Here is a 24,047-nt window from a genome sequence, read left to right on the forward strand (position 1 = left end):
CAGCTTCCCTCTGACCAGGACTCCTTTTCCGTTCGCCGTCAGGCGGAACGATTCTGCTGTGATGCGTCGTCCTTGCGTGGCGGTGCCATCCTCGGCCGTCGAGGAGCCGTGTCTGTCTTCGGCGCGACATCGGGAACAGCCGCCATCGGCTTGCGGGCGTGCGGCACGAGCTGCACGACCTTCTCGGCAGCGTCGCGAGCCAGATCGTCGAGGACGGACTGGTAGATGTCCCGAGTGATCCGGGTGTCGGAGTGACCGAGGGTCTCCGAGACGACCTTGATGTCGACGCCGGCCGCGAGCATCAGCGTCGCGGCGACGTGCCGGAGGTCGTGGAGGCGGATGGGCGGAAGGTCGGCCGCCTCCGTAAGACGCTCGAACAGGTCGCTGACCTTACCCGGGTGGAGAAGGGAGCCGTCCTCCTGGGTGAAGATGCGCCCGGTGTCCTGCCAACCGTCGCCCCACTCCTCACGCTCGCGCTGCTGGCATGCCTTGTGCGCGACGAGGCCGTTGTTGGTCTCGTCGTCCAGGGCGACGAGGCGGAAACCGCTGTCGGTCTTCGGAGCGCCCTCGTGGACCTCCCAGCCGTCCTGGACGAGCTGCGTGGCGATGGCCAGCGAGCGGGCCTTGGCGGAGTGGTCCTCCCAGCGGAGGCCGCAGCCTTCGCCGCGTCGTGTGCCCCGGAAGGCGATGATGCGCCAGAGCATGTACAGGCGATCCTGGGCCACGAAATCGAGGAAGACCCCGGCCTGTTCGGGGGTCCAGACCATGACCGGCGAGGGTTTCTCGCCGGTCTCCTTCCAGCGGGCAATGCGCTCGTCGGTCCAGATCAGGGCCTTCGGCTTCGTTCCGGGCAGCAGCTCCACGTGGGCAGCCGGATTGAAGGCGGGCATCACCTGCTGGGCGATGGCGACGTTCAGCGCGGCTCGGAGCGTGTCCCGGATGTGAGGCTGGGTGTTCAGGCCGGTGATCCGGCGGAACGAGGGCATCGCGTCGAGCTGAGCACGGAGCCACTTCCGCCGCGCACGGTTCTCGACTCCCTTGTTCGGAGTGGCTTTCAGCTCGTCGGCGACGGCCCGCCGCTGGGCGTTCTGCTCCTGGATCTCGATGTTCCGCTCGTTGATGGACTCGAACATCGTGTCGATGTGGTGGACCCGGAGCTTGTCGAGTCGGAGGTGGCCGAGATGGGGCCGGAGGTGGACGCGGATATCGCACTCGTAGCGTGTCACTCCACCCCGGCGGAGGCGCTTACGTCCGGCCAGCCAGGTGTCCAGCCACTCCCCAACGGTGGTCTTGGAATTGAGCGACTGCCCGGTCTGAAACCGGCGACGGGTCTCGTCGTAGTCCGGCAGAGGGGCCTTCTCCGTGACGCAGTCCTCCAGCAGATCGCTGATCTGCGTCCTGCCCCAGGCGTCGTCCTCCTCGGGAATGGCCATGAGGGCGCGGACCTTGGCCAGCTCCTCCTGGGCTTTGGTGGAAGTCTCGAAGCCGCCGCGCCGGAATCGTCGCCGCCGTCCATCCTGAGCGGGATCCAACTCCTGGAAGACCCCGTAGGTCCCGTGTCGTCGTGACTGGAGCTTCGGGCACGACGCCCCGAGATCCTTTCCGGTCTCCGGGTCAGTGCACCGGCACCGCCGCGTTATGGTGCCGTTCTTCATTCACTCTCCTCCGCCTCGGGGTGTATGTCGGGCTGGTCGACGAAGGCGAGTCCATCGGGGAGGCCCGGAGGAGTGAGGCCGCGCTGTCGCATCTGCTCCCGGTAGGTGCGTAGCTCTCGGGCGTCCTCGAACGCGTGCTCCTCGTAGCCCTCGGCGCGCTGCAGGAGGGTGGCTCTACGGGCCCGGTCAAGGGTGGTGCTGGCCGCCCGCCGCCTCTCCCTGGCCAAGGCGTGGGAAGACATCGCGGCAGCCACCAGTTCGCCGTGCTGACGGAAGAGGTCGAGGATGTCCCGAGCGGAGCCTTCGGGGGCGGGCTCGGCCAAGGGCGACTCGCCGGTGAACCACGCGACCGCATCCCAGGTAGAGACTTCGCGGCCGGGGAGGGCCTCGACCGTGGCTGAGGACCCGAGCGGGAAGAGGAGAGTCACCGGCGGGACGCCCAGGACGTCAGCCAGTACGACTACCTCCGCCACGGTGATGCTCGTCTTGCGCCCGGACTCCAGATTCTTCATCGAGTGCTCGGTGAACTCCGGCAAGCCGCGGTCGGCACAGCCCTGGGCGACTTCGGCCATGGTGAGGCCAGCGGCCTTGCGCGAGTCCCGCAAGCGCTGGGCGATCCGACCGGTAAACGCTGTAGGCCATTGAGCAGGTGTCATGGTGACACTTTAGGTAGCCAGAAGGTGCTGCCGCAACTACGTGATACATCTATGGCGTCACAACGACACGTCGAGTCCCAGGAGGGCGCCATGGTGGCATCTGATTCGTCCCGTGAGGCGCGAGGGCTGACTGGCGACGAGCTGCTTGCCCTCCCGGCGGTGATCGACCTCGACACCGCGAACCGGGCGCTGATGATCGGACGATCCACGGGATACGGGCTCGCCAAGCAGGGGGAGTACCCGGTCAAGGTGCTTCGGCTCGGGAACGCCTACCGGGTGGTCACCGCCGACTTGCTGAAGCTGCTGGGGCTGGAGCGCCAGCAGCCGGGGGGCGGGAAGCCTGAAGCCAGAGCTGATGAACACCGCAGCCACCCACGCAACACGCTCGGCGGCGACCCAGCCGAGCGTCTGTCTGAACTGCTCGCGGCTTGAGCATGCCAACCACGGGGGAATTCTCATCCACGCACAGGCACGGCGATGAGCACTCCAGAGGCCATGTCGACGAGCGACTCGTCAACGACCCCGTAGCGCCATCCCAGAGTGACCAAGTGCGGGTCGTTGGCCGCGTCCACGCGGCGCCGCAAGATTCTGATCCGGTCGCGGGCGGTATCCCGGGAGATCCGGCAGACGTCAGCTACGAGTTGTGCTGACGCTCCGGATGCGACGAGCCGCCACGTCTGGATTTCCGTGTCGGTGAACTTGCCGTCGAAGCCTTCACGCTCCGGCCGTGAAAGCTGCTCGGTGAGGTAGGCGGCGTGTACGAGGGCGGCGCGTCCGCTCACTCCGAGCTTCCGACTGATGCTGGTCAGCTGCACGCTGACCGTGCCGGGCGCGATCTCCAGTTCGTCGGCGGTCTCGTCCGTGTTGCTCCCTTCGGCGATCTTGGAGAGGACTCGGCCTTGAGCTCGGGTGAGGGGCAACGGTGTCATGCGGGGTTGTGCGGGCACCGGAATCAGCCATCCCTTCGTTGTTCGCGTGCGAGGCAGGTCGGTACGGGGCAGATCAGGCGCCTGACGGGTCCTTCTGAAGATGGACGGGCAGACGCCGCAGACCGTTGGCGATGAAGGACTCGACGGGCTGGACAGCACCGGCGGGGTCGGCAAGGGCGAGGTCGGGGAATCGCTCGAACAGAGCGGGAAGCGCGATGCGGGCTTCGAGGCGGGCAAGGGGCGCGCCGATGCAGAGGTGCACGCCGTGGCCGAAGGCAAGATGTCCCTGGGTGGTTCGCGAGATGTCGAAGTCGGCGGCGTTGGTGCCGTGATGCTTGGGGTCGCGGCCGGCCGCAGCATAGGCGGGGAGGATGGCCTCGCCCTTGCTGATCACTTGGCCGTCAGGGAGGGGGATGTCCTCGACGGCGTATCGCAAGGGCAGGCTGGCGACACTCGGGTCCCAGCGCAGAGTTTCCTCGATGACCGCGTTCCAGGAGGCCCCACCCGTGCGCACGAGGCTGAGTTGCTCGGGGTGCGTGAGCAGGGCATGCACCGCGTTGCCGATGAGGTTGACGGTGGTCTCGAATCCGGCCCCGATGACGAGCAGCAGGGTGTACAGGAGTTCGTCTTCACTCAGGCGGGTGCCGTCGTCGTCGCGTGTCGTGATCAGGACGCTGGTCATGTCGTCGCCGGGAAACATGCGCTTGAGCGTGATCAGTTCGCTGAGCAGCGCGTGAATGCCCTGCCAGGTGGCGGCGGCCTCTTCGGGGGTGACAGTGGTGTCAAAGATGTGCTCGATCAGCTTCGCGGTGCGCGGCTGCATCTTGTGGGGAACCCCGAACAGTTGGCAGATGACCTGCATCGGCAGCGGATGGGCGTACACAGCGCGCAGGTCGATGGGCTGGTTGTCCGGGGAAGCGGCCATGGTGTCGAGGAGCTGCTTGCTGATCTTCTCGATGCGGGGGGCAAGTGCCTCGGTGCGGCGGGCGGTGAATGCCGGGGCGACGAGCTTGCGCAGCCGACGATGGTCCGGTCCGTACGCGGTGAACATGTTGACCACGCCGATCCATGTGTAGAGCCAGGAATCGGGTGTGATCTCACCGCGCTGCCAGGCGGGCCAGTGCTGGCGAGGGTCCTTGCTGACCCGATCGTCGGTCAGCAGGACCTTGATCAGAGAGTGACTTGTGATGGCCCACGCCTCGGTGCCGCCGGGCAGTGTCACGCGGGATGCGGGGCCGCGGGTTCGGAGGTGAGCGGCTTCTGCGTGGATGTCGCTTCCGGTCGGGTCGATGATGAAGGGCTGGTCCATGGAGTGACTCCTGCATGGTTGGGGGTAACGACGGTGAAGCGCGCCGGAAGGTGAGTGAGTGCGCGGTGGAACGGGCCGGGCCGCCAGCTCAGCTGTTCGCGGGGAACGGTGAGTTCGAGGTCGCACAGATGGCTGGTGAGCCGTTCGATCGCCGCCGTCGCGATCAGCAGCGCGGGCTGCTTGACCGGGCACGCATGGGGTCCCGCAGCCCACGCGAGGTGTGCGCCACCGTCTGTCCGTACGGCATCCGTGGGTAGCCCGTCGGGGGTGGTGTTCGCCGCGTGGTAGGAGACGAGGACCAGCTGGTGGGCTTGGATCCAGGTGCCTTGGAAACGGACGTTGTGGCGAGGGAAGTGGGCCGAATAGTTCGCCATGGGCGGCTCGTTGCGCAGCACGTCGTTGATCGCGTCTCGGGCGGTGAGGGCTCCGCCGGACAGGGTGCTGTAGTAGGCGGGGTTGGACAGCATGCGGGACAGTGCGTTGGAGATCAGGTTCGTTGTCGGCTCGTGTCCTGCGCCCATGGTGAGCACGACCTGGTGGATGAGCTCCTCCGGGCTCAACCCAGCGGGGTGATCCATGAACCATGAGGTCAAGTCATTGCCACGCTGGCCCCGTTTGAGGGCGACCAGCTCTATCACGTACTGCTCGAAGTCCGTGTTCGCCTTGGTGGCTTCCTCGGGACCGGCCGAGTCGAACATGCCGGCCAGAGCAGCGACGAGGCGTGGGCTGTAGTGGTCGGGCATCCCGAACAGAGTGTTGAACAGGACCAGCGGCAGCGGGCGCGCGTACTGGGTGACAAGATCGGATTCGCCGGTCGTGGCAAACTCGCGGATGAGCTGGTCCGCAGCCTGGGCCACCTGGTGGCGCATGCGGTGCGGTTCGATGAGGGAGAAGCTGTCGGTGATGACGGACCGGTAGCGGTCGTGGACGTCGCCGTCGTTGAGCAGCGCGTTGGGGCGCCACTGCATCATGGGCAGGACCGGGCTGTCCGCGGGCAGTGTCTCCTGCCAGATGCGAGGGTCCTTGGACCAGGTGTCGGTGTCCTTGAGGAGGTCGAGTGAGGCCTGGTAATCGGTGACGAGGTAGGCGCTCACACCGGGGGAGATCTCGACGGGGGCGATCGGCCCGTACTGTCGTAGCCGGTCGTAGATGGCGTGCGGATCGGCGGCGAAGTCCGGCCCGTACAGCGGTACGACCTCCGGCGTGTAGTAGGTCATGAGGCGGCGTCCAAGGCGGTGTGGGCGATCAGATGGGAGACGAGGGCGATCAGTGCGTCGATGGATGAGGTCGCATCGCGCGCATCGCAGAGGACCAAAGGGGTCTGCTCGTCGAGATCGAGATGCTCGCGCAGCACCTCGACAGGGTGGTCCGGCGTGTCGTCGAAGACGTTGACCGCGATGGCGTACCGGATGCCCTGTTCCTCGATCAAGCCGATGACCTCGAACGAGTCATCCAGACGCCGGGTATCGACCAGGACGAGTGCGCCGAGCGCCCCGCGGGAGATGTCCTCCCACAGAGGCTTGAAGCGTTCCTGTCCGGGGGTACCGAAGAGATAGAGCACGAGATCGCCGGGCAGAGTCCGACGGCCGAAGTCGATGGCCACGGTCGTGGTGTCCTTATTCGGGACACCGGCCAGCCGGTCGACTGTGGCGCCGGCCTCGGTCATCGTCTCTTCAGTGTGAAGCGGCACTGTTTCGGATAGCGTGTCGATCATCGTGGTCTTGCCAACCGCGAGAGGCCCGGCGACCAGGACCTTCACGAGCGTCTGGTCAGCGTTCGCCAGGTACCTGGGGTTCACGGATGGAGCGGAGTCCACTGAGCACCCTTTCTAGGAGCTGCGGATCTGGCCGGTCGGCCTCGGGAATGGGGGCACGGGCACCGAGATGCCCGCAGTCGACGAGATCGGCCACCAGGACACGTACCACGCTCACCGGCAGCCGCAGATACGCAGCAGCCTCAGCGAGGGACAGCGCCCCACCGTGGACAAGCACGGCCAGGCGGCGCTGCGCCGGTACCAGTCCGTCGGGGATCTGCGAACTGGACGCGCTCAAGAGGGTGAGCCGGTCCAGGGTGTTGCGGGTCGGCTGCGTCCTGCCTGCCGTCGCCAGGTAGGCCGGTACCAAGCGGCGGCTGTCACGACCGGCGGTCATGCCGGTGTGCCGGTGTCCCGGGCCTCGGTGTTCATGACCTTGCTCCCGAGGGTCGCGACCTGGATCTGCATGTGATGCGCCACGATGCCTATGTCGACGTTCCGGCCGGCGAACAGGGCCAGGACGGCGTTCGCACCTGCCGGGATCGCGAACACGAACCCCGAATCTGTCTCGACAACGATCTGCTGGAGCTGGGTGCTCTCGTCGCCCGAGAACGCGATGGCCACGGCGCGAGCCGCGCCCCGGAGGGCGGACATCATCGCGGACGCGCCCTCTCTTGCCTCGCGGCCGAGACTGGGAGACGCGCCCATGACAAGTCCGTCGCCGGAGAGGACCAGCGCGTGCACGACGTAGGGCAGGTCCAGGAGCGGCTCCAGCACCCAGGACACGTCCTTGATCACGGGATGCTTGGGGTTGGTCATCAGTGGTTCCCTTCAAAGTGATCGGTGTGTGAGGCGGCGCGACCGGATGCGGTACCGGCTTGGAGGGCACTCCACGTCGTGTGCGTCTCCTCTGGGCTGCGCGTCTGCTGAGGAGCGGCAGCGGAGGCATGGCCGGCGGGCTGGGCCTGTCGACGGCGTCGGCGAGGCAGATCCCCTTCTGTACCAGCGGCGTCTGCTGTGGGCAGGGGCGCATTCCGTGTCGGCGGTGCCACCTGTCGGGGGATCGGTGCCATCGCGGACATGGGATGTGTGTGCTCGTTGAGCAGCGTCAGTAGATTTCCGGGGATGAAGACGACGGCCCGGACCCCGCCGTACGACGACGCCTTGTCGATGGATACGGAGAACCCGTACTGCCGCACCAAGCGGCCGATGGTGGCAAGCCCGGAGCGTGGGGGATCGCCGAGCTCGGTCAGCAGGATAGGAGCCTGCCCTGACAGCATCCGCGCGGCGAATTCCACCTCGTCCGCGTGCATGCCGACCCCTGCGTCATCGATGACGACGCAGGCCCCGGACTCGGCCTGGTGGAGGCTGACGTCAATGGCCAGGGTGCTGTGCGTGTGGTGCACGGCGTTCGCCAGGAGCTCGGCGACGGTGATGGCCACGGGCTCCACAGCCCTTGCCACCACGGCAACAGGGGCCTCGAGCTGGCTGGTGACCTGGACACGGTGATAGCCGCGAATACGGGACTGAGCGCCGACGACGACATCGCCGAGGTGCGAGTCCGCGTGGGTGAGGCCCGGCCACGCACCGCACAGCACGCCGGTCCCCTGGATCCGGCGTAGATTCTGCTCATTGAGGTGATCAAGCCCGAGGAGGTCCTGGGCCAGGCCGGGGTCGTCGTAGCGATGCTGCATCTCGGAGATCTTGTTCCGCAGCTGGTGGCTCAGTGCCTGGATGACAGTCGTCGCCGCCCGAGTCACGGTCTGCGCGGCTTCATCGACGCGATGCCGCTCGGCAACCACTGCCCGGGCGAGGTGGTCAAGAACCTCTCTGTGGGCTTGGTCGATGCCGGTGCCGACGAGGGCCGAGTGCAGAAGACCAGGGACGGGGATGTGCCGGTGTGCGAGGTGAGTGGCCAGGGCCGGCAGGCGAGTGGCCGCCAAGTGCAATGTCTCGTCCACCAGAGCCTGGTGCCCGGCGGCGACCTGAGCGGTCTCACGGGCGGCAGCGTCCCTCTCCGCGCGCAGACTCAGCATCTGACGGCGAGCACGGACCAGGAGTGACACAGCGACAAGGGCCGTACCCACGGCCACTGACGCGAACAAGGCCACCAGTATCTGCGTCATCAAAGAGTCCTCAGTAGACGGGGCTTGGGGGGATGGAGGGATGCCGGTGCAGGAGCACGGAGGACAGTTGACTTTCGTGCGCTGATCCCTGTACTGGCGGCTGGTCTAGAACTTGATCCCGCTGATCATTCGAGCGACGCTGGCGCAATCGAGGAGCCGACCAGGTAGAAGCCCAAGAGCACGCATACGACCGCTGGCCCCGGCTTCAAGGATTTACTCCGGATCAGCACGACGGCCATGACGGCCAGCAGTACGACGGCGGAGATGCTAATGGCCACGGGGCACCCCCCGGCCACCAACGTGTGCCGAGCGGGCGAGCGTGATCTGGTGCCGGAGCTCGGCGCTGTCCGTGTAAGGACGCACGCCCTCATGAGGGATCAGCCAGATACGCAGACACCCGGGTCGAGTTGCCCCAGGATCCGAGCAGGACAATACGCCGGGCCGGCAGAGAGATTGTGGCGTGTGCCAGCGGAACACGGTGCCAGGCTCCACCGGGATGTGCGTAAGTAGGTGAGACAAGCAGACGAGAACAGGCCCCACGGGATGCGGCCGCCCGCGGACCGCCTCCAAGGCGCGTATGCCGACGCGCATACCGGTCCGCACCACATCGACGGGGTGCCCGAGCAGCGGAGGCGGTTGCTCCACCAGTTGTACCTTCCAAGGCAGCTCAGTCCGCAGCGCGGACGACAACGTCGACTCCGGTGTGAGACCACGATGGCGAGAAGATGACGCGCCCTGCCGAGTCTCAGCAAGGAAGACATCCCGTGGGGCAAGTCGCAGATCACGCACGCCTTCTACTCGACTAAGAGGGGCAATCACCGGGTCTCCTGCACGTCTGTACGTACGGCCTGAGCCGCTCGGCCGGTCAACTTTCATCAACTGGTGCCGACGGAAGGCCAAGACTGGTCACCGAAAGTTGATTGCGCACATTCCGAGGGTGATATCACTTAGGTAATTCCAGTTTCAGGAAAGGCCGTTGAGACCGCGCAAGCGCTCACGGGGAGGTAACGGGGTGGCTCAGCGGACAGACCGGCAGTGCGCTCGGTGCGGATGCGGGCTGAGTCGCTACAACGCGGAATCGTTGTGTGCGGTCTGCACCCGGTCGCGGGACGCAACGGAGCGTGAGTACCCGGCCGTGCCGGAAGGAGTGTGGCGCGATATCGAGGTCCGTGAAGCCTTGGCAGCTTGGGACTTCGGGCAGGTCAGCCGCCTTGTCAGGCAACGCGGATCCCTCCGGCAGGACGACATCGCCCACCTCACTGGCCTCAGCCAGGCGTTCCTGTCGATGCTGGAGTCCGGGGCACGAAGGCTCACCAACATTGACAAGATCACCGAGTTCCTGACCGGCCTCGGCACGCCCGCTGAACTGGTCCCTCTTCCGCTCTCAAGGAAGTCTGCCCGTCCGGCCGGACGGGAGGAGTCCAACCCGTTCGCCGGCGAATTGGACCCGTCCCTGCCCTGGACCGCGAGTCGTATGGTGGCTGCATTGGACTACGCGGCAGGGGGTGGCTCTGTGGAGCGCCGAAAGTTCCTCACCGGAAGCGGCTTTGCGCTGACCGCATTCGTGCACCACTGGGGTACTGAAGAAGCCGAGCCGCTCAAGCGTGCCAGGGATGGCAGCAGAATCTCGGACTCCCTACTGGGCAAGCTGCAGGGAACCACGGATGAGCTGCGGATCATGGATGCGAGCGCCGGGAGTGGCACGCTCACCGAGATGGGCAGGGCCCATCTCGAACTGCTCAAGCTCATCATGAACGAGTCTTCTTACGACGAGGCCACTGGACGCTCTCTCGCAGCGATCACCGCTGACACCGCCACGCAGACCGGCTGGTTCGCCTTCGACTCGGGCCAGCATGACGTCGCCCAGGGGTACTTCCTCGCGGCTGCCCGTGCCGCGAAGTCATCCGGCGACGTACGCCTGGGCGCCGGTGCGCTCTCGTACATAGCGATTCACGGCTACTCCACCGGAGCTCCGCACCACGCCGTCACCGCGGCACAGCGGGCCCGCGACAAGATCAGGAAGCTCGGTACGCCCGCACTCGAAGCGATGCTCCTGACCCGACAGGCCCGCGGGCACGCCAAGCTCGGCGAACGCCAGGCGGCGCTCGCCGCGCTAGGGAAAGCCGCTGAACTGTGCGCCCAAGGCCGCTCGGAACACGACCCGCACTGGCTCTACTGGGTCAACGAGGGCGAGATCCACGGACAAGCAGGCAGCTGCTACCTCGACCTCGGCGATCCACACGGGGCCGTCGCCAGCTTCATGAACGCCCGGGAGGCACTCAACCCGGCGGATCGTCGCACCAGAGGCCTCTTCCTCTCCCGCGCCGCAATCGCCCACATCGAGCAGGGCGACGTCGAAGCCGGCTGCGCCACGGCACACGAGGTTCTCGATCTCGCCGAGAAGCTTCAGTCGGCACGGTTCGACAGTCACGTCACGACCATGATCCAACAACTCCAGCCCGTCGCCCACGATCCGTACGCTCAGGACGTACTGGAGCGACGCGCCACCGCGACGGCAACAGGGAGCCGAACTTGACGGATGCCAGGCAGATTCTCGTGCTGTGGGACATCGACCGCACACTGCTGTACGTCGGTGACATCGACCGGCAGGTGTACCGGGAGACCTTCGCGGAGATTTTCGGACGCCCCGCGGAACACCTTCCGGCCCGCGGCACCGGCGTCACCATGCCCCTCGCTATTCGATCCCTGCTCCTGGACAACGGCGTCCCCGAGGCAGACGTCCCCAGCCTGGTGCCGCGCATGGTGGAACTCCTGCCGCAGCACCTCGTTGCGCACGCCGACGACCTTCGTGAGCAAGGAGTGCTCCTGCCTGGCGCCGTGGACGCACTCAAGGCCGTGCACGCACAACCGGGCTGCGTTCCTACCGTCGTCACGGGAAATCTCAAGCCCAACGCGCTGTTGAAGCTCAAAGCGTTCCACCTCGACGGGTTCCTTGACACGGAGATCGGCGGATACTCCTCGGATGACGATCGCCGCCCGGCTCTCGTCGCCGTCGCGCAGGAGCGAGCCCAGGCCAAGTACGGAACCACCGCCTTCAGCCGCTCCAACACGGTCATCATCGGAGATTCCCTCGAAGACGTCCGTACCGGGCTTGAAGGCGGCGCTCCTGTGATTGGAGTCGCGTCCGGCAAGACCACCGCCGCCGAACTCTCCACGGCCGGAGCCGACGTGGTCCTCGACAGTCTCGAAGACGTCCCACGGCTCCTGGACGCGATTGTCAAGACAACCCTCGGCCGCGCCTGAGAGCCGCCAGCGTGCCTCAACTGCCCGTATTGCAGGAGTGATACCGGTGCGCGCGTACCCCGCCTACGCTGTCTGGCGCAGACGAGAAACGGGGATGCGATGCCAAGGCACGCTCGCGTATGCGCTGACTGCGGATGCCGCTTGAGCCAGTACAACGATGAGGACCGGTGTGCCACGTGCGCACGCGGTAGACGTCTCGACGCCCGCCTTCAATGCCGCGTTCCAGATACCGTCTGGCAGCATACGGAAGTCCGATCCGCCATCGCCGCATGGGACTTCGGGCGGGCGAGTCGTCTCATCCGCGAGCGGGCGAAGCTCCGCCAAGACGACATGGCCCTCATGACGGGGCTCAGCCAGGGTTTCCTGTCCATGCTCGAAGCGGGAACCCGCCGACTGACGAACCTCGACAAGGTCGCGAGGTTCCTCAACGGCATCGAAACACCCGACTCCTTGCTCCCTCCACCGTTCCGTGAGCATCACGCAGCGCTCACACCACTGCCGTTGCCGCACGCAGGACTACCCGCCGTCGATCTCCAGCTCGCGACCGGCGAGCAGACGGCGGACCTCTATGCGCTCGCGGCACAAGCTGCCGCCCAGTCGCTGCAGTTCGCGGAAGCGGTCACGAAGAGCAACGTGAGCGATGTCGAACTTGAGGAGCTAGAGTCCACGATCACCCGGATCGCGACGGACTACGTCCATGCTCCGTTGTACCCGCTCTTCCGCGACCTGCTGTCGACAAGAGACCAACTCTTCTCGCTGCTGAGTGGCCACCAACCCCCGGGCCAAACCCGCGAACTGTATCTGCTCGCCGGCACAAGCTGCCTGCTTCTCGCCCACGCGTCACAGAATCTCGGCGACCGGGACTCCGCTGTCGCCCAACTCCGGACGGCGGGCACCTTCGCCGAGCATGCCGACCACGACGATCTCCGGGCATGGGTCAAGGGCACAGCCGCACTGATCGCGGAATGGTCAACCCACCGGCACACCGCCCTCGAATACACACAACAGGCGATCCGGTTCGCCCCCGTCGGGGAGACCCGGGTCAGAATCGCGGCGATCGGGGCCAGGGCCGCGGCACGCGTCGGAGACCGGGACACGGCGCTGGCAGCGCTCAAGGAGCTTGAGCGTGCCCGCGAGCAGCAGACAGCGCCCAACGGGCTCGCCAGATTCGGGGGGTTGCTCACCTTCCCGGAAGCCAAGCAGGAGTACTACATCGGCGGAATGTACGCTCTTCTCGGCAAATATGAGAGGGCTGAGCAGCACGCCGCCGCCGCGATCGACCTGTACGAGATGGGCCCGAAGGAGCAGCGGTCGTACGGCGACGAAGCCCTGGCGCGCCTCGACATCGTCACAGCGCGGATCGCAGCAGGGGAGATCGAGGGAGCCAGCGAGCAGCTCCAGCCCATCCTGGAGCTGCCGGTCGACCGTCGTATCCGGCAGCTCGGCGACGCCGTACGGGGAGTAGCTAGGCTTCTCGAAGAACCACGGTTCGCCCGGAGCCGGGTTGCTCGCGAGCTCGCCGACTCCACTCGCGGCTATCAGGTGATCGACACGAGAGCGAAGGCCCTCACCTCATGACAATGACGGTCTCTCCCGAGTCCGCCGCCCGCACGGCCTGCCGAGCGTCAGGTCTGACGGATCATTCCCTCACCCCGCTTCACCACCACGCCACCTCCGTGTTTCTTCTTGCCGCGGAAGGCGTTGTGGTGCGCGTCAGTCCCGTCTCTCGGCAGCAGCGCCTGGCAACGGCCGTCTCCCTGACGCGCTGGCTCGTCGCGAACGGCTATCCAGCGACAGAGCCTGTCGACGTGTCCCAGCCGGTGGCATACGAGCCGTATGTCGTCACGTTCTGGCGGCACTACCTGCAACCCGGACACGGGGCGCCTCCGGCCGGACGGTTGGGCGATCTGCTGAGAACCCTGCATTCTCTGCCGTCCCCGCCGGTGTCACTGCCGCAGCACCAACCGCTTGCCTCACTCAAGACCGCCGTGGAATCCAGCACCTACCTGGCACCGAAGCAGCAGGCGTGGCTCATGGAGCGTAGGCAGGAACTCCTCCACGCTTACGAACAGCTGGACTTCCCCTTGGGGCACGGGCACATCCACGGCGACGCCTATCCCGGCAACACGCTGTGGGACGACCAGGACGTCAGGCTTGGAGACTGGGACGAGGCGGCATCCGGCCCGCGAGAGATCGACTTGGCCAACACCTTCCAAGGAGTGCGCTTCGGTCGCACTTCCGCAGAGTTGGATGACTTCAGCTTTCGGTACGGCTACGACATCAGGCGTTGGCCCGGTCTTCCAATCCTCTGTGGCATTCGGGACCTGCACACACTCGGCTCCTTCATTCGGCGTGCGGATCGCGGAGACACGGCTGCCGCGGAGCAGCTGTCGTATCGTATCGAGACGCTCAGGAATACGGACACCCAGGCAAAATGGGGTGCGGCTTGAGAAGTCCAAAACTGGGGCGGAAGTCAGCTGTCCGTTCCCGGCGCAGCTGTAGCGGTTGCCAACAGGACAATCTCATGTGCGCTGGCGTCCAAAGACGAGCTCGTCTGACGCGACCGGACAGACACGTACGGTCACGATCCAGATCCGTGTAACCTGCTGCGTGCCCAGTGCCTTGTTCCGCCTGGGACGACGGGTTCGCAAGAATCATCTTCGGCTTGGAGGACGGGTGGCAGTACAGCGGATCACGACCCGCAATGCCCGTTTCCAGCAGCTGCAAACGCTGCTCAACAACCGCACCAAGCGAGGGCGTGCCAAGGAGTTCCTGGTCCAGGGCGTGCGCCCGATCACGATGGCAGTGGAGCACGGCTGGATCGTTCGTTCCCTGCTCTACGACGCCAACCGCCCGCTCTCCCGATGGGCCGAGGATCTGCTGCGCGGTGTCGGTGCCGAGCGCGTAGCGATGGCACCGCAGCTGCTCGCCGAACTCAGTGAGAAGGCCGACGGGGCTGCGGAGGTCCTGGCGGTGGTCGAGATGGCGCCGGACAGCCTGTCGCGGATCAAGGTTCGTGACGACTTCCTCGGTCTGGTCTTCGACCGGCCGACGCAGCCTGGCAACATCGGGAGCATCGTGCGGTCGGCCGACGCGTTCGGTGCCGACGGGCTCATCGTGACAGGGCACGCTGCGGACCCCTACGACCCCAAGTCGGTACGTGCTTCCACAGGGTCCTTCTTCGCCGTGCCCGTGGTGCGCAGCCAATCGCACCACGAGGTCATGGAGTGGCTGGAAAAGGGGCGCGCTCAGGGGCGACCGGTGGCCGTCGTCGGCGCGGACGAGGACGGTGACGCCGACGTCTCGGAATTCGACCTGACCCAGCCCGTCCTGCTGCTCATCGGCAATGAGACCGCGGGCCTCAGCGCGGCCTGGCGTGAGCTCTGCGACCACGTGGTCAGCATTCCGATGACAGGCTCGGCCAGCTCCCTGAACGCGTCGAACGCCGCCTCCGTCGTTCTCTACGAGGCGCGCCGCCAACGTCTGGCGAAGCAGCGCACGGTGTGACCTGCCGAGTTCACGTCCAGACCTCGCCGCTGACCGCTCTCTTGTAGACCGCCAGGTACTGGCGGGCGATGGTGTGGTGGCCCCATCGGCTCACCGCTGTTTCGCGCACGGCCTGGGCCTCGGGTAGCGATGCCAGCACGCGCTTCGCGTCACTGGGTGTGATCTCCTGCCCGACCGGCAGCACCGTGCCGACGCCGGGGACGATCTCGGGCAGGCATCCGTTGTCGCTGGCGATCAACGGGGTGCCGCTTGCTGCGGCCTCCGAGACCACGGTGGCGCCGGGCTCGATCCATCGTCCGCCGAATGGTGCTCCCCACGGCTGGGACAGCACGAGCTGCGCTCGGGCGCGTGCGATCAGTCGGGTACGGGCGCTGCCGCCGACCTCGCCCACGTAGCGGACGGTGTGCGGGAAGTCGGTCAGCAGGGCGTCCAGGTAGTCCTTCTCCCAGGCCGGTCCGGCGACGGTCAGCGACACGCCGGCGGCGTGCGCGAACGCCGCCGCTTCGCGTACGCCCTTGTGTGCGGAGACTCGGCCCAGGAAGAGGAGATAGTCGTCCTTCGCCTCCTGGAACCGATACCGCGAGGGGTTGACCGGCAACCGGATTACGGGGGCGGATACGGACCCCGCGGCACTGCGTTGTGCGCGGGAGAGGTAGATGCCGTTGATCTGGCGTTCAGGCACGCCATTGAGGTGGTGTGTGCTCACCGTCGGCCTGAGGTCACCGGCTGGCAGTGCGCCGGTGTTCGAGTGGTCGTGGACGATGTCCGGGCCGAACGCCTCGATGGCCTCGCGGATGTCGGCTGTCTCGACCGCAGCAGACACAGTGACGCCCTCCTGGACAGGGCTTCCTGGCGCTCCGAGGAGCAGGATCTCGCAACCGGCCGCCAGCAGTCCGTCCATGAGCGTGGCGACGACCCACTGGATCCCGCCGTAGCCCTGGGGTGGCACGGTGATCCATTGGCTGGGGTCGGCTCCGTAGCGGTATGGCGGAATGACCATGGCCACCTTCATCGGTTAACTCCCGGTTCCGGCATCGGCGGCGCTGTCCGGCTCCGTGTGATGGCCTCCCGACAGACTCCGAGTAGGACGCTGGCGGTGTAGAGCAGGGCAAGGGCGGTCCGTACTGGACGGACGCCGTCTCCTGAACGGTTGCGGTTCCACTCCTTCCCGACGCCTCGCCGTGCGTCATTGCGCCGTGCTTCACTGCGCCCCTGCCAGAAGGCGCGGCGCAGCAGGTAGGACAAGGTCAGCCGGTGGGCGGGGATCAGATGTTGGACCTCGGCGTCGTGCAGGATCGTCGCGGTGGCGCCACGCGCGACCATCTCCCGTACAAAGGTGGTGTCCTCGGCGGAGGTGAGGGAGCTGCCGATCCGGCCGAGGCGTTCGTCGAAGCCGACTCCGAGCAGGCGGGCGTGCTCGGAGTCGATAGCGAAGCTGCCGCCCCAGATCGACGCCGGCAGGGCGGGAGCGTGGGACCCGAGGTAGTGCAGCTGTCCCGAGGTGAGGAACCACGGGCGGCGGCGCCCCTGAAGATGGGCGGTGATCCTCGTCCCGGTGACGTGTGCGCCGACGGTCAGCGCGGCCCGTATCCGCGTCAGAGCCTCGACGGTGGGGACAATGTCGTCGTCGAGGAAGACGAGGTGCCGTGTCGTGGCCTCCTTCATGGCCTTGTTGCGGCTGTGGGCGAGTCCGTGGTTTCCCTCGTTGCAGATGACGCGGACGCGTGACGGAGGCGGCGAGGCGCTTGTGGGCAGCGCGGGAAGATGCCGGGCCGGCATGTCCGCGATGATCAGCAGGCGGTCCTGGGGGCCCATGACCGGGGTGGTGCGGACGACGGCTCCCGGCAGGCTGTCGGGGCGGTTGCTGCAGATGGCGATGGTGAGGGGCAGGCCGGCGCCGAGGGTCACGGGCGCACCTCCTGGCTGGGCCGTGGGCTGAGCTCTTCGCGGCCGATTTCCCACAGCACATCGGCCAGGTCTCCGAGGGCGGCGATGGCCCAGTGCCCCGCGCCTCCCTCTGTCGTGTAGCCGCGCTGGGTTTTCAGTTCGCGATAGACGGTCACGATCTCGGGATCGACCCCAGCAGGCGCACTCCATCCACTGTCGACGCTGACGATTGCGACCGAACAGCCGAGAGCGAGTGCTGGAGCAGCGTCGTGGTCGGGACGGTCGCCAACGACCACAGTGTGTTCCGGCTTCCAGCCCAGCCGGTCCAGGGCCCACTGGAAGAGACGAGGGTCGGGCTTGGCATAGCCGACAAGGGAGTCGAGCGCGACGAGTTGGACCTGGTCCTCGATGCCGAGAACACGCAGGGCGGCGAGGCATTCCGGGGGCTGGTTGGCAACGATGCACACCTCGTACACCCCGGCGAGGTGGCTGAGCGCGTCGATGGCTCCCGGAATGGGCTGGATGAGCGAGGTCCACCGATCGCGGATGCGCTGCCAACTCTTGGTGCCGTTGGGCGGGAAGAGGCTGGGCGGGGGTGTTCCGGGCGCGCGGTTCTGGTAGAAGTTGCGCATGGCCTGGAGGAACGCGTCCATGGTGAGGGCGGGATCGTCCGCCTGCGCGAGCTCCCAGACGCCCTGGAGCCAGGCGAGGTCGAAGGGCTCGTCGTAGTAGAGGATGCCGCCGACGTCGACGGCGAGGGTGCGGCCGATCATGCGGTGGCCGCCCGACCGGCGGCCCAGGTGTACCACTCGGGCTTGTCCGCGGTGTCGTTCTCGATGCTGAGGGAGGTCGAGGGTTCCACAGGGCCGTGCTCGCGGGCCCAAGCCGCGGTGCGTCGCAGCCCTTCGGCGAGCGGGGTGTCCGTCCAGTCGCCGAGCGTCTTACGGGCGAGGCCATTGTCGGTGTACGCGGCGTGGACCTCGTCGCGGGCCGCCAGGTGCATGATCGGGTGGTCGGGGACGCCCATGGCGGTACGCACAGCGTGGGCCATGTCCAGCACGGTGGTGGTCTGCGAGGAGCCGACGTTGAAGACCTGGCCCCAGGCGCCTGGCTGGTCGGCCGCGGCAAGGAAGGTGCCGACGATGTCCGGGGCGTAGGTGAAGGCGCGGATCTGGCTGCCGTCGCCGTACACGCTGATCGGTTCTCCGCGCATGATCTGGTTGAGGAAGATGGCGACGGCGTTGCGGTAGGGGTCGCCCATGTTTTGCCGCTCGCCGTAGACGTTGTGCATGCGCAAGGCGAAGTAGGGCAAGCCCTGCAGCTTCATAGTGACGGCGAGTTCGCGCTCCACGGCGAGTTTCGCGTTGCCGTAGCTGTCGGCGGGGGCGGGCTCCTCGTCCTCGCGCATGGGGACGTGTCCGTGGCCGTACACGGCGACCGACGAGGCGAAGCCGAATAACCTGACCTTGGCGGCCAGCGAGGCGTTGATCAGGTTGATGCTGCCGAGCAGGTTGACGGAGTAGTTGTGGTGCTTGACGGCGTGGCTGATGCCTTCGGCAGCGAAGGCGGCCAGGTGGTAGACGCCGTCGAAGCGGTACGAGGCGAAGAGTTCGGCGACAGCGGCCTGGTCGGCGATTGAGCCGACGATGAGGGTCGCGCCGTCGGGCACGTTCTCGGTCTTGCCTCCGTCGAGGTTGTCCAGGACGACGACGTCGTCGCCGTGCTCGATCAGGGCTGCGACGAGGTGGGACCCGATGAAACCGGCGCCGCCGGTCACCAGATGCGAGGGCATGTCGTGTCTCCCTTTGCGTGAGTGGGGTTCCGCTGCGGCCCAGAAGCGGGCTGCAGCAGGTCGTGCGAGATGTGGTTCGATCGGCCGATCGTGTTGCGGGGCTGGAGGGCTCAGGCTCCGAGGAGCTCGTTGATCTGCGCGAAATCGCCGCGGGCCCGTTCCGTGATCAGAGGGAGCCGTTGCCGCAGGGTGGCGCGCAGCCCGGCCGCGTCTGTGTCGTTGACGAGCCGGTCGATGACGGTGTCGTCCTGGACGAAGGCCCGGACGTCTGCGTGGATGTCGTCGACGTCGACGGTGTCGCCATAAGTTTCGGCGAGCACCCCGTTGAACTTGTGCGAGTGGCCGATCGCGATCGCCGGGACGCCGCTGGACAGTGCGCCGATCGCGGCGTGCAGGCGCTCGGAGACGACGAGTTCGGCGTGGGAGAGCACGCCCTTGTAGTCGGAGGCCGTCAGCGCGCCGGGCAGCGCCATGACCTGGCGCATGCCGACGGCCTCGGCGATGCCGGCGGCGAGGATCCGGTCGTCGTTGTGGGACCGGGAGTCGTGGCAGTGCGGCACGAGGATGACCGGCACCTTCCTGATGCGGACGAGGTCGGTGGCCAGTCGCGTCAGTGCTGCTGCGTGCTGGGCCTCTTCCAGGGCGCTGAAGCGGGTGATGCCCTGGCTGGGGGCGAGGCAGATGTAGGGGTCTTCGGGGGTGAGCCCCAGCGGCCTGAGCACGGCCGATATTCGCTCGCCGGTGGCTGTCGGCAGCAGGAAAGCAGGGTCGGAGGATAGTTGCACACGGTGCTCGGGAAAGCCGAGCTTGCCCACGAGGTAGCTGTGGGAGACGCTCTCCCGGACGGTGAGCAGATGGCACCTGGCGGCGACCGTCAGCCATGCCTCGGCGTCGACCGGATCATCGAAGGGACCGACGGACTGGCCGATCATGACCGTCGGGATGTCCCGCTCTTGCGCGGCGATGAGGGCACGCAGGTACGGCGTGGAGACCCCGTAGTCCGACGTGTGCAGGTCGCCCCCCGTGGCGATGACCAGATCGGTTTCGGCGAGCAGCTGTTCGCGGCGTGCGGCCAGTTTGGTAGGGCTCTCCTGGGGGCGCATCTGCTGCCAGGAGCGGGAGACGACGAACGGATCGGCCGCGCAGCGGGCGCCGGTGAGGGCGAGGACTTCCTCGTCGAGTGCCGGGGTCTGGGTGAGGACGGTGGCCTTGTTGCCTCCTTCGGTGTTCAGTTGCTCGGCGATGGCGCGGGCCAAGGCCTCGACGCCGCGGCTCTCGCAGCTGGTGATGCCGGTGATCAGGACGTTGGACACAGCGGACCTCGCAGGGGTCATCGGGTGAACCGCATGAGTTCGGCCAGAACGGCGCGATAGTTGAAGCGCTCGTGGACTCGACGCTGGATGGTGGCCAGGCGCTCGCGGTACCGGGCTGGCTCGCGCATCATCCGCGCGAGGGCGTCGGTCGGATCATCGTCGAGCAGGAACAGCTCCACCTCGTCGCCGTAGAGCGCGGACAGGTAGCCCAGGTCCGGCCAGAGCGCGGGGATGCTGCCCGAGGCCAGGGTTTCGAACATGCGGGGGGTCAGCAGTTCCATCTGCGCGAGCAGCGGTCGGGCAAGCACCGGCGTGATCGCCGCCTGGGACATGGCGGAGACCACGTGGCCGAACGGAACGGGCGGCGCCACCTCGACTCCGTGCTCCTGCATCCAGCCGGGCTCGTTCGCGGTGGCGGTCACGTGGTCGGGGTGCGGGTCGCCGGTCCACCAGCGTCCGCACACCCGGATACGCCCGATCAGCGGCTGGGCGGCGGCTGCGGCCCGGATGAGGCTGGTCATCTCGTTCCAGCGCCACCAGTTCGCGCCGACGTACTGCAGCTGGTACGGCAGTGCCTGCGGGTGCGGGAGGTCGGTGGCGAGCTGGTGGATGTCCGGCATTCCGAAGTAGCTGAAGAACTCGGCTCCGTCGGGGAGTTGTTCATTCAGGCGCGGCTGCAGGATCAGATCGCTGAGGTCGGCATACAGCTTGTGCCAGGACTCGATGGTGTCCGCACCCGCGTTGTCGTCCACGCCGACGGTGACGTACGGGCCCCAGTGGCCGTCGGGGTCGAGGATGATGCGTCGCCGGCGAGGCACGGCCTCACAGAGTTCACGCTGTTGGCTCGAGAGGAACTGCCTGCTCTCGAATACGAGGACGAGGTGGGTGGCCCAGGTGATGTCGTCTACGAGCGGCAGGTGGACGTTCACCGTGCCGTCCAGGCGCGACAGTTGGCTGGAGACGCCGATCTCGCATTCGGCCGCTGAGGCGCCCCGGGCGTACTCGGCGATCATGTGGCTGGAGCCCGCGTTCCAGTGGAAGACGCCGGCGAACAGAATCCGGGGTCTGGTCATCGCGCGCTCCTTGCCCGCGGTCGGGCGTGACCGCCCGCTTGTGGGCCGAGCCGGCGGTGGGCGCGGCGCCGGGCCCGGATCAGCGGTGCTCGGCGCACAAGCCAGCACACCGCCTCGGCGGTCTCCCAGGTCCCGCGCCACCAGGTGGTCACTCCACCCACGCCACGTCCGCGCAGATCGTCCTTCAACCACCGGGTCGCCAGCCGCAGAATGGGCAGCGGGCGCCAGTCGATGTCGGTGAGGAGGTAGTAGTAGCGGTTGCGTCGCATCTGGATGCGCCGGTAACTGCTGCCTGTGGTTCCTCCGCCGCCGAAGTGCTGTATTCCGACGTCGAGCAGGAGGGCGACGCGCCACCCGGCCCAGCGGGCGCGACGGCAGAGATCGGTCTCCTCGTAGTACGTGTGGAAGACCTCATCGAAGAGTCCGACGGTACGCAGCAGCGCGGCGCGGACGAAGAAGGCCGCCCCCTGGACGTAGGCGTGCTCCAGGGTGTTCGGAGCCCGCCCGAAGGGCGAGCTGGCAGGTGAGGGGTGGCTCGGCCAGTCTCCGGCGAAGGCGTGCTGCTCGCCCCAGCGTAGAGCGGTCTTCGACCAGTCGTTGTACGCGCCCAGAGCAGTACTGCCCGACTCGTCGTACTCGTACTGCATGGGACCGACGACGCCGTAATCGGTCCAGGCCTCCATGAACTCGGCCAACTCGCGTACCAGCGACTTCGGGGTCTGGGTATCCGGGTTGACGAGGAACACGTAGTCAGCGCCGTAGTCGAGCGCCGCACGCATGCCGATGTTGTTGGCGCGGGCGAAGCCCACGTTGCTCTCGTTCTGAATGATCCGCGCCTGCGGGAAGCGGTCCTTCACGAAGGCGGTGCTGCCGTCGTGGGAGTCGTTGTCGACGTACCAGACCGTCAGGTCGATCCCGGGGGTGTCGCTGTCCAGGAGCGTGGCGAGACAGGGCTCCAGCCAGCGGCGCTCATTGGTGCCCACCGTGATGGTTGCCACCCGCACCTTGGTGCTCTGACCAGTGGAGTTGGGTCCGGTCATGGCAGCTCCAGCTCGGCCGGGGCGAACTCGATGACGATGCTGCGCCGGATCCGCGGGGAGGTGTTGCGGCGCGAGGCATGGGCGATGCGCACGTCGTGTACGGCGACGTCGCCGGCCGCGAGCGGGAGAGCGCGGACCGGGCCCTGCGCCTGGAGCGCCTCGGCATCCTCCGCACCGGACGCCAGGTGAGAGCCGGGGACGAATTCGAGGCATCCGTTGCCCTCGTCGGAGGCGTCGAGGAAGAGGCTCAGGTTGCACACGGTGTGCGGCGGAACGTTGGTCCGGTCGCGGTGCCAGGGCACCGGGGCGGCCACATCCGGCAGTTTGACGATCATGGCGCAGGCGGTGGCGCGTACAGGCCCGCCCAGGATGGAAGCGGCCATCGGGTGCAGGGGGCCTTCTTCGGCGTAGAGGCGTGCCACTGCCGGGGAGCCCTGGTTCTCCAGGTTGTGGATGCGGTAGAGAACAGGCGCATCCGTGCTCGCGGGCTTGAAGTGCCAGTAGTCGTCCGAACGGAACCCGTCCTGGGTGAAGCGCCGGATCAGGCCGTCAGCCTCGGCTCGGAGGGCCTCAAGCGCGCCCTCCGCGATCCTCCGGGGTAAGACGGCGTAGCCCTTCGTTCGAAAGCCTTGGAGCCCGTCACCAGGAAGGTTTTTCTGTAACGGCGCCTCGGCGCTCTCTGCCTGTCGCGGTGCGTGTCGCGTCATCGTTCCCTCGCTGCGGCGTCGTTGAGCTGCGTGGCGAACCAGTCGATGGTGGCGCTCAGTCCCTTGCGGGAATCGGTCTCCGGCTTCCAGCCGAACTGCTCCCAGGCGAGCGCTATGTCGGGCATGCGACGCCCCGGGTCATCGACCGGCCGGTCGATGAACTCGATCGGCGCGGTGGACCGACTCAGTTCCCGCACCAGGTGTGCGAGCTCCAGGACCGTGGTCTCGGCGGGATTACCCAGGTTGACGGGGCCGGGGTGGCTGCCTGTAGCGACGGCAAGGATGGCCCGGACGGTGTCGTCGACGTAGCACAGCGACCGCGTCTGCGAGCCGTCACCAGTGACGGTCAGCGGCTCACCAGCCAGCGCCTGGCGGATGAATGTCGGCACCGCCCGTCCGTCCTCCGCGCGCATGCGCGGCCCGAACGTGTTGAAGATCCGCACGATCGCGGTGTCGACATCGTGCTTGGCGCGGTAGGCGGTGGTGACCGCCTCCGCGAACCGCTTCGCCTCGTCGTACACGCTGCGCGGCCCCACCGGATTGACGTTGCCCCAGTACGACTCCCGCTGCGGGTGCTGCAGCGGGTCGCCGTAGACCTCGGAGGTGGAGGCGAGCACGAAGCGGGCCTGCTTCTCCCGAGCCAGTTCCAGCGCGTTGAAGGTTCCGAGGGAACCGGCCCGCAGCGTTTCGACCGGCAGACGCAGGTAGTCCTGCGGGGAGGCCGGCGAGGCAAGGTGGAGTACGAGATCGACCTCCCCGCGTATCGAGATCGGGCCCGTGACGTCGTGGACCAGCAACTCGAACCCGTCGTCCGGCTGACGGTGCACGACGTTGTCCGCCGTGCCTGTGAGGAAGTTGTCCACGCACACCACCTCGACACCGCTGTCGAGCAGCAGATCGCACAGGTGCGAGCCGACGAACCCACAGCCGCCGGTGACGACGGCGCGCCGGAAGGGGGCCGAGTCTGGGCCGCGTCTCGGTAAAGGGATTCCCATAGTGTCTCACTCTTCGTAATTGAGGCGAAAGGTGACATGGC

25 protein-coding genes are annotated in these 24,047 nt (G+C 67.1%); 6 read left to right on the top strand and 19 right to left on the bottom strand.

Translation table 11 applies throughout. The features are described from left to right. Window positions 1-38: 38 nt before the first annotated feature. Window positions 39-1,655, bottom strand: a complete 1,617-nt coding sequence (locus tag ACZ68L_RS26385) for a tyrosine-type recombinase/integrase (protein ID WP_469581035.1) — start codon at window positions 1,653-1,655, stop codon at window positions 39-41. Next, complete coding sequence (locus ACZ68L_RS26390; protein ID WP_469581038.1) at window positions 1,652-2,311, bottom strand: helix-turn-helix domain-containing protein; 660 nt, start codon at window positions 2,309-2,311, stop codon at window positions 1,652-1,654. Before ACZ68L_RS26390 ends, ACZ68L_RS26385 begins: the two co-directional genes overlap by 4 nt. 90 nt (window positions 2,312-2,401) lie before the next feature. Here ACZ68L_RS26390 and ACZ68L_RS26395 point away from each other — a divergent pair, with 90 nt between their 5' ends. After that, window positions 2,402-2,743: a hypothetical protein gene (locus ACZ68L_RS26395; protein ID WP_469581041.1), complete on the top strand. Its 342-nt coding sequence runs from the start codon at window positions 2,402-2,404 to the stop codon at window positions 2,741-2,743. Between the two features lie 23 nt (window positions 2,744-2,766). Here the strand turns inward: ACZ68L_RS26395 and ACZ68L_RS26400 are convergent, their stop codons facing one another. From ACZ68L_RS26400 to ACZ68L_RS26435, 8 genes are all read right to left on the bottom strand, one after another. Then, window positions 2,767-3,240 carry a helix-turn-helix domain-containing protein gene (locus ACZ68L_RS26400; RefSeq protein ID WP_469581044.1) on the bottom strand — a complete coding sequence of 158 codons (474 nt, stop codon included), beginning with the start codon at window positions 3,238-3,240 and terminating at the stop codon, window positions 2,767-2,769. 73 nt (window positions 3,241-3,313) lie between these two features. Next, window positions 3,314-4,549 (bottom strand): cytochrome P450 family protein, encoded by a 1,236-nt coding sequence (locus tag ACZ68L_RS26405; protein ID WP_469581047.1) that lies wholly within the window; start codon window positions 4,547-4,549, stop codon window positions 3,314-3,316. Beyond that, the gene (locus tag ACZ68L_RS26410) at window positions 4,459-5,766 is read right to left on the bottom strand and encodes a cytochrome P450 (protein ID WP_469581049.1); all 1,308 of its coding nucleotides are present in this window, start codon (window positions 5,764-5,766) and stop codon (window positions 4,459-4,461) included. Before ACZ68L_RS26410 ends, ACZ68L_RS26405 begins: the two co-directional genes overlap by 91 nt. After that, a complete protein-coding gene (locus ACZ68L_RS26415) occupies window positions 5,763-6,365 on the bottom strand; it encodes a GTP-binding protein (protein WP_469581051.1) in 603 nt (200 codons plus the stop codon). Before ACZ68L_RS26415 ends, ACZ68L_RS26410 begins: the two co-directional genes overlap by 4 nt. Next, window positions 6,319-6,699, bottom strand: coding sequence for a DUF742 domain-containing protein (locus ACZ68L_RS26420; RefSeq protein ID WP_469581053.1), 381 nt, complete (start codon window positions 6,697-6,699; stop codon window positions 6,319-6,321). Before ACZ68L_RS26420 ends, ACZ68L_RS26415 begins: the two co-directional genes overlap by 47 nt. Beyond that, window positions 6,696-7,121, bottom strand: a complete 426-nt coding sequence (locus tag ACZ68L_RS26425) for a roadblock/LC7 domain-containing protein (protein WP_469581055.1) — start codon at window positions 7,119-7,121, stop codon at window positions 6,696-6,698. Before ACZ68L_RS26425 ends, ACZ68L_RS26420 begins: the two co-directional genes overlap by 4 nt. After that, window positions 7,121-8,428, bottom strand: a complete 1,308-nt coding sequence (locus ACZ68L_RS26430; RefSeq protein WP_469581057.1) for an ATP-binding protein — start codon at window positions 8,426-8,428, stop codon at window positions 7,121-7,123. Before ACZ68L_RS26430 ends, ACZ68L_RS26425 begins: the two co-directional genes overlap by 1 nt. A gap of 125 nt (window positions 8,429-8,553) precedes the next feature. Next, window positions 8,554-8,706 carry a hypothetical protein gene (locus ACZ68L_RS26435; RefSeq protein ID WP_469581060.1) on the bottom strand — a complete coding sequence of 51 codons (153 nt, stop codon included), beginning with the start codon at window positions 8,704-8,706 and terminating at the stop codon, window positions 8,554-8,556. Window positions 8,707-9,605: 899 nt separating this feature from the next. Here ACZ68L_RS26435 and ACZ68L_RS26440 point away from each other — a divergent pair. The 5 genes from ACZ68L_RS26440 (at window position 9,606) to ACZ68L_RS26460 (ending at window position 15,199) form a co-directional block, all read left to right on the top strand. Continuing rightward, entirely contained in the window at window positions 9,606-10,964 is a 1,359-nt protein-coding gene (locus ACZ68L_RS26440) for a helix-turn-helix domain-containing protein (RefSeq protein ID WP_469581062.1), read from the top strand. Beyond that, on the top strand, window positions 10,961-11,692 hold the full coding sequence (locus tag ACZ68L_RS26445; RefSeq protein WP_469581065.1) for an HAD family hydrolase: 732 nt from the start codon (window positions 10,961-10,963) through the stop codon (window positions 11,690-11,692). The genes ACZ68L_RS26440 and ACZ68L_RS26445 overlap by 4 nt, the downstream gene beginning before the upstream one ends. 330 nt (window positions 11,693-12,022) lie before the next feature. Next, window positions 12,023-13,270 carry a helix-turn-helix domain-containing protein gene (locus ACZ68L_RS26450; RefSeq protein ID WP_469581068.1) on the top strand — a complete coding sequence of 416 codons (1,248 nt, stop codon included), beginning with the start codon at window positions 12,023-12,025 and terminating at the stop codon, window positions 13,268-13,270. A 98-nt stretch (window positions 13,271-13,368) separates the two neighbouring features. After that, the gene (locus ACZ68L_RS26455) at window positions 13,369-14,142 is read left to right on the top strand and encodes a phosphotransferase family protein (protein WP_469581072.1); all 774 of its coding nucleotides are present in this window, start codon (window positions 13,369-13,371) and stop codon (window positions 14,140-14,142) included. A gap of 226 nt (window positions 14,143-14,368) precedes the next feature. Next, window positions 14,369-15,199, top strand: a complete 831-nt coding sequence (locus ACZ68L_RS26460) for a TrmH family RNA methyltransferase (protein WP_469581074.1) — start codon at window positions 14,369-14,371, stop codon at window positions 15,197-15,199. Between the two features lie 10 nt (window positions 15,200-15,209). Here ACZ68L_RS26460 and ACZ68L_RS26465 read toward each other — a convergent pair whose 3' ends face one another. The 9 genes from ACZ68L_RS26465 to ACZ68L_RS26505 all read right to left on the bottom strand — a co-directional run bounded on the left by ACZ68L_RS26465 (window position 15,210) and on the right by ACZ68L_RS26505 (window position 24,006). Next, window positions 15,210-16,199 carry a glycosyltransferase gene (locus tag ACZ68L_RS26465; RefSeq protein ID WP_469581078.1) on the bottom strand — a complete coding sequence of 330 codons (990 nt, stop codon included), beginning with the start codon at window positions 16,197-16,199 and terminating at the stop codon, window positions 15,210-15,212. A gap of 8 nt (window positions 16,200-16,207) precedes the next feature. After that, window positions 16,208-17,107 (bottom strand): glycosyltransferase family 2 protein, encoded by a 900-nt coding sequence (locus ACZ68L_RS26470; RefSeq protein WP_469581081.1) that lies wholly within the window; start codon window positions 17,105-17,107, stop codon window positions 16,208-16,210. Then, window positions 17,104-17,859 (bottom strand): HAD family hydrolase, encoded by a 756-nt coding sequence (locus ACZ68L_RS26475; RefSeq protein ID WP_469581084.1) that lies wholly within the window; start codon window positions 17,857-17,859, stop codon window positions 17,104-17,106. Before ACZ68L_RS26475 ends, ACZ68L_RS26470 begins: the two co-directional genes overlap by 4 nt. Then, window positions 17,856-18,878, bottom strand: coding sequence for an NAD-dependent epimerase/dehydratase family protein (locus ACZ68L_RS26480; protein WP_469581087.1), 1,023 nt, complete (start codon window positions 18,876-18,878; stop codon window positions 17,856-17,858). The genes ACZ68L_RS26475 and ACZ68L_RS26480 overlap by 4 nt, the downstream gene beginning before the upstream one ends. Window positions 18,879-18,988: 110 nt before the next feature. Then, a complete protein-coding gene (locus ACZ68L_RS26485; protein WP_469581090.1) occupies window positions 18,989-20,212 on the bottom strand; it encodes a polysaccharide pyruvyl transferase family protein in 1,224 nt (407 codons plus the stop codon). Beyond that, the gene (locus ACZ68L_RS26490) at window positions 20,209-21,264 is read right to left on the bottom strand and encodes a glycosyltransferase (RefSeq protein WP_469581092.1); all 1,056 of its coding nucleotides are present in this window, start codon (window positions 21,262-21,264) and stop codon (window positions 20,209-20,211) included. The genes ACZ68L_RS26485 and ACZ68L_RS26490 overlap by 4 nt, the downstream gene beginning before the upstream one ends. Further along, on the bottom strand, window positions 21,261-22,304 hold the full coding sequence (locus ACZ68L_RS26495) for a glycosyltransferase family 2 protein (RefSeq protein ID WP_469581095.1): 1,044 nt from the start codon (window positions 22,302-22,304) through the stop codon (window positions 21,261-21,263). Before ACZ68L_RS26495 ends, ACZ68L_RS26490 begins: the two co-directional genes overlap by 4 nt. Then, the gene (locus ACZ68L_RS26500) at window positions 22,301-23,011 is read right to left on the bottom strand and encodes a phytanoyl-CoA dioxygenase family protein (protein ID WP_469581096.1); all 711 of its coding nucleotides are present in this window, start codon (window positions 23,009-23,011) and stop codon (window positions 22,301-22,303) included. The genes ACZ68L_RS26495 and ACZ68L_RS26500 overlap by 4 nt, the downstream gene beginning before the upstream one ends. Then, window positions 23,008-24,006, bottom strand: coding sequence for an NAD-dependent epimerase/dehydratase family protein (locus ACZ68L_RS26505; protein ID WP_469581099.1), 999 nt, complete (start codon window positions 24,004-24,006; stop codon window positions 23,008-23,010). Before ACZ68L_RS26505 ends, ACZ68L_RS26500 begins: the two co-directional genes overlap by 4 nt. Window positions 24,007-24,047: the final 41 nt, after the last annotated feature.

The sequence above is a fragment of the Streptomyces sp. NPDC104309 genome (assembly GCF_055584025.1).